This is a genomic window from Streptomyces sp. SID5785 (assembly GCF_009870065.1).
Taxonomy (GTDB): Bacteria; Actinomycetota; Actinomycetes; order Streptomycetales; family Streptomycetaceae; genus Streptomyces.
Genome location: NZ_WWIA01001143.1, coordinates 1 through 5286, shown reverse-complemented (window position 1 = coordinate 5286; position 5286 = coordinate 1). Strand labels below are relative to the sequence as shown.

The following is a 5286-nucleotide window of genomic DNA, read 5'->3' as shown; positions in this document are numbered from 1 at the left end:
ACGGCGTCGACGACTCCGACGCGCACGAGCGCACCCTGCGCCGCGTGACGATCGACGGCGACGTGCCGGTCGGCGTCGACGGGCGCCGCTCCCGGCTCCTCGCCCCTGCCTCGGTGCCCGACCCCGCCCACGGCATCGCCTCCGGGGCGTCCACCGACGGCACGCTCGCCGAGACCGTCTGAGCGCACACCCGACGCCGCCGGGGCGGAGCCCGGCCGACCCTCGTGACCGCACGCGTGCCCGTGCCGGTCACGAGGGTTCGTCGTCCCTGCCGTCACAACCGTTGACGTGCGTCCCACCGGGATCAAGAATGAGCGCCACCCCTCGTCTGACAACGTTGTCCACCCGGAGAGGCTCCACCATGCACGACGCCCCTGTCGCCCTCGACCGCCGTAGATTCCTGCAACTCGTGGGCATCACGGGCGCGTTGACCGCCCTGCCCGCGGCGTTCGGTCCGGCAACGGCGTACGCGGCGGGTGGTCAGGGCACTCCGCCGGACGCGGTCGCCGCCGTCTACCACCGGGTGCTGCTCGACCACACGCACTGGTCCGAGACCCAGTGGGACGCGTCCGCGGGCCACTACACGGGCAAGGACTTCGGCTTCGCGGTGGTCCTGGGGCACGCGGTGCTGCTCACCCATGGCACGTACGACGCGGACCGCACCGGTGTCGACCGTGCGACGCTCAAGGAGCGCACCCTCGCCACGATCCGGCACTTCGCCGCCTCCAACCGCCTCACCGGCGGCACCGAGTGGGGGCGCAAGCTGTTCTTCGACACCACCTTCCAGTCGTACTTCCTGCTCGCGGCCCGACTACTCTGGGACGACCTGGACGGCGCGACGCGCACCCGGATCGACACGATCACCCGCGAACAGGCCGCCTACACCACGTCTCTGGGCACGGGCGACGACCCCGACTCCGGCAGCTGGACGCCGAACGGGCTCGACGGCGGCCACGTCGGGGACACCAAGCTGGAGGAGATGGGCCTGTACGCGCAGACCCTCGCCCCCGCCCTCGCCTGGGCGCCGGACGACGACCGGCGGCCGGCCTGGGCCGCCGGGTACCGCACGTGGTCGCTGAACGAGGCCGGGCTGCCGCCGGCCGACCTCGCCAATCCTGCGGTGGTGGACGGCGCCCCCGTCTCCGACAACCGGGCCCGGAACCTGTACGACACGTTCATCGTCGAGAACCACGGCTCCTTCGGCCCGCACTACCAGGAGGAGCTCTGGCGCACCTCGGGCCGCAACGCGGCCCACTTCCTCGCGGCGGGACGCCCGCTGCCCGAGGTGCTGACCCGGCAGCCGAGCGCGGGCCCGCTGTGGCGGACCCTGCTCGGCGTCATGAGCGACGCGGGCGAGCCGCTGATGCCGATGGTCGACGACCGCGAGCACCTGTACGGGCGGGACGTGATCCCGCTCGCGTTCCTGGCGCAGGTCACGGGCGACCGCGCGGCCGCCCGCGCGGAGCAGGAGCTCGCACAGCGCCTCGAGGCGTACCAGAGCTACCCGCCGGAGTACCGGCTCGCGAAGTTCTCGGGCGAGCCCAAGTACGAGCCGGAGGCCCGGGCGGAGGTCGCCATCAGCTACCTGCTGCACGTGTGGGCGGCCGCGGCGGGGCGTTCGGTGCGGCCGCTGTCGCACACGGAGTTCTTCGCACAGGCCTCCGGGGTGACGGACTTCGGGACGGGCCCGGGGCTCGTCTCGCACCAGTCGCCCGCGGCGTGGGCGGGCGCGGTGACCAAGCCGGGCTTCGTGAAGTTCGCCTGGCAGCCCGCCCACGACGACTGGCTGTTCCGGCTGAGCGGCGGCACGCCGATGTTCCTTCCGTCGACGGCCGGGAAGGTCCTCGCGCGGTCGGTCCGCACCTACGAGGCGCTGCGCGACGGCTTCGACGGGAGCGCGACGCTGCTCCGGTTCGCGGACGGCGCGGCCGGGTTCACGACACTGCCGACCGGCGCGGTCGTGTACGCGACGCAGGGCACCGCCGCGGGTGAGGGCCGACTGGAGATCCACAACCTGACGATGCCGGGCATGGCGGGCCTCGACGGGTCCCGCACGTACCGGTTCGAGGAGGGCGAGGCCTCGGTGAAGGCCGCGGACACCTCCTCGGACGCACCCGCCGGCCGCGTGGACACCCTGGCCTTCGCGCGGACCACCGTCCGGCACGTGCGCATGCTCGGCGTCACGCCCGATCCTTCGTACGGCTACTCGCTCTACGCGTGCGAGGTGCGGGCGGGCACGGACGGCGCCGACCTCGCGCTCGGCCGCACCGCGACCGCGTCCTCGTCCGACGCGGGCAAGGGCCCGGGCCTCGCGGTGGACGGTGACGCCGCGACCCGCTGGGCCGTGTCCAAGGCCGACCGTCCCCGTGCGGACAGCTGGTGGGCGGTCGACCTCGGCGAGGCCCGCCCGGTGGACCGGGTGACCCTGCGCTGGGAGGCCGCCGCCGGGCGCGCCTACCGGGTGCAGGGTTCGACCGACGGTGAGCACTGGGACGACCTGGCCACCGGACCAGTCCCTGCCGTCCGCAGCCAGGGCGGCTGGCTGGACGTGGACGGGCGCGCGGGGCTCGTCGTGCGCGGCACCGAGCTGCCCCTCACGGTGCAGGCCGACACGATCGTGCTGGCCGACGGTCCGGCGGGCCCGGTCCTGGTCGAGGGCTTCCCGGCGGCGTCCGCCGCGCGGCTGCGCGCGTCGGCGCGTGCCGCCGCGCCGGGCACCGATCACCCGCAGCTGCGGGCCGCGTCGACCGACGGTCATCTGAGCCTGTTCGCGTTCCCGGGTGCCCCGGACGGCGGGCGGGTCCGGGTGCCGCAGGACGGACGGGCCCGGGTCTGCTTCGAGGGTGTCCAGACGGTGACCACCGACGGCATCACGTACGAGGCCGAGGTGACGGCGGGTCAGGCGGTGCTTCTCGCACCCCGGTTCACGCTCACCCCGCTGTCCGGCCGTTCGCTGCCGGAGGGGCTGCGTGTCCACGTGCTCGACGGCGCCACGCTCCGGCTGTCCGGCGCGTCCTGCCGGGTGCGGGTCGAGGCACAGGGGCGCAGCGCGGTCGCGAGCGTGCGGGCGGGCCGGGAGACCGCGGTCACGCTCCGGCATGTCTCGTCCTTCCGCGGGGACGATCTGGCGCTCGGCCGGACGGTCTTCCCGACCGCTCCCCTGCCGGCTGGCATGTCCGACCCGGCGGCCGCCGTGGACGGCGACGACCGGACGACGTGGACGCCGGGACCGGGCGGCCGGCTGGTCGTGGACCTCGGCGCGACGCGGCCGGTGCGCCGGATCGAGGCCGAGTGGTCCACGGGCCGTGCCCCGGCCGCCACGGTCCGCCTCAGCGCGGACGGCATCGACTACGAGCAGGCCGGCCGCACGAGCGGGCACGGGCGCACGCAGTCGCTGGACACGCCGGACGGCACGGCACGCTACGTGTCGTTCGAGCTGCCGAGGGGCACGAGCGCCGGAGCACGGCTCACTCGCCTGTCGGTCCGCTGACTCCGGCGGGACACGCCTCGGGCGGCGGCGCCCGAGGCGTCCTGGAGGCCGGGCTGTCCGGTCGGCGGACGGTCGGGGATCATGACGGGGACTTGTGTCTCTCCCACCAGGAAGGAACCGGCCCGGCCATGAGCGCACCCCGGAACGCCGCGCGCCACCGTCGCGGACTGCTGCTCGGTGGCGGCGGGCGGTACGCCGATCCCTGGCACCCGTTCGCCGAGACCGACGCCGCGCTGGTGGACGTGGCCCGCGAGGCCGGTGTCGTCCTCGACCCGCTCACGGACGTCGACGCCGCGCTGCGGGGCTTCGCCGAGGGGGCGTTGCCGGACCTCGTCGTGGTCAATCTCGGGCAGCCGCGGGACGGCGGCCCGGCCCCGTCGGACGCCGTGGCGGCGGCCGGACTCGCGCGGCTCCTGGCCGGCCCCACCCCCGTGCTCGCCGTGCACTCCTCGACGACCTGCTTCCCGGGCGACGCCGTCTGGGAGGCGGGACTCGGCGGCACCTGGGTGCAAGGCCGCACGATGCACCCGCCGTTCGGGCGGGCGGACGTCCTGGTCGCGGACGACGCCCATCCCGTCACCGCGGGCGTGGGCGACTTCGCGCTCGACGACGAGCGCTACACCTTCCTGCGTCACACGCCCGCGGCACGGGTGCTCCTCGCCCACGAGCACGAGGGCCGTCGGCATCCGCTGCTGTGGGTGCACACGCGGCGCGGCGGCGGACTCACGGTGTACGACGCCCTCGGGCACGACGCCCGCAGTTACGCGTCCGCCGCCCACCGCACCGTGCTCCGCCGCTCACTGGACCTGCTGCTGCCGTGACCCCGGCCGCCGTGCGGGGGTGTCGGCCGACGGGAGGCGACTTCACGGACACGGGCTTAGAGGGTCGCGGCGTACGGGTCCCGGTCCTCGGGGACGGCGGGCACGGTCCCGGCCCGGCTGCGGACCTGCCGGCTCTCCCCGGTGGCGGCGGCCCGGTCCACGGCGATCAGGACGTCCAGGACGTGGTACCCGAGGTCACCGGTCGCGACGGGGTCGGCGCCCGTGCGCACGGCGCGGGCCAGGTCGAGCACGCCGAGTCCGCGGCCCTCCCCGGCCCCGGTGCCCGGCACCGGCTCCCACCGGGGCTCGCCGTCCGCGCCGCGGCCCCGTGCGATGCGGACGTCGCCGGTGAACCGGTTGGGGTCGGGCACCACCAGCGTGCCCTCGGTGCCGGTGATCTCGACGACGCCCTCGCGGGCGAGCGGGGAGTCGAAGCTGAAGACGCTCTGGCTCACGGCGCCGCTCTCGTAGCAGGCGAGCGCCGCGACGTGCGTGGGCACCTCGACCGGGAACGAGGTGCCCGCCCTCGGGCCGGTGCGGATCGTGCGGACCGTGCGGCCGGTGGAGCGCACGGCCGACACCCGGGTCACCGATCCGAGCAGGGTGACCAGCGCCGTGAAGTAGTACGGCCCCATGTCGAACAGCGGGCCCGCGCCCCGCGCGAAGAGGAACTCGGGGCTCGGGTGCCAGGCGTCCGGGCCGGGCGACTGGAAGGCGGTGTGTGCGGACAGCACGGTCCCGATGTCGCCGCGCTCGACGGCCCGCCGTGCCGTCTGGACCGCGGGGCCGAGCACGGTGTCGGGGGCGACGCCGACCCGCACCCCGGCCTCGGCGGCCCGGTCGAGGAGGGCCCGGGCGGCGGGCAGGTCGAGCGCGATCGGCTTCTCCGACCACACGTGGCGGCCGGTCGCGACGATCGCCGTACTCACCTCGGCGTGCACCGCGGGGACCGTGAGATTGACGACGAGTTCGACG

Annotated in this window: 3 protein-coding genes and 1 pseudogene; 3 read left to right on the top strand and 1 reads right to left on the bottom strand. The window is 75.4% G+C overall.

Annotation, left to right across the window (positions count from 1 at the left end; all coding sequences use genetic code 11):
• From GTW43_RS37135 to GTW43_RS37125, 3 genes and pseudogenes are all read left to right on the top strand, one after another.
• A pseudogene (locus tag GTW43_RS37135) lies at nucleotides 1-182 on the top strand (TauD/TfdA family dioxygenase); the annotation flags it as partial.
• 179 nt (nucleotides 183-361) lie between these two features.
• Complete coding sequence (locus GTW43_RS37130) at nucleotides 362-3490, top strand: discoidin domain-containing protein (RefSeq protein WP_161306367.1); 3129 nt, start codon at nucleotides 362-364, stop codon at nucleotides 3488-3490.
• Nucleotides 3491-3618: 128 nt separating this feature from the next.
• Nucleotides 3619-4311, top strand: coding sequence for a ThuA domain-containing protein (locus tag GTW43_RS37125; protein WP_161306366.1), 693 nt, complete (start codon nucleotides 3619-3621; stop codon nucleotides 4309-4311).
• Nucleotides 4312-4367: 56 nt separating this feature from the next.
• Here the strand turns inward: GTW43_RS37125 and GTW43_RS37120 are convergent.
• Nucleotides 4368-5286 (bottom strand): Gfo/Idh/MocA family oxidoreductase (locus tag GTW43_RS37120; protein ID WP_161306365.1); only part of this gene is annotated, 919 nt, incomplete at its 5' end.

Coding starts and splice junctions, on each gene's coding strand:
- GTW43_RS37130 (WP_161306367.1), top strand. CDS start 362: ATGCACGACGCCCCTGTCGCCCTCGACCGCCGTAGATTCCTGCAACTC.
- GTW43_RS37125 (WP_161306366.1), top strand. CDS start 3,619: ATGAGCGCACCCCGGAACGCCGCGCGCCACCGTCGCGGACTGCTGCTC.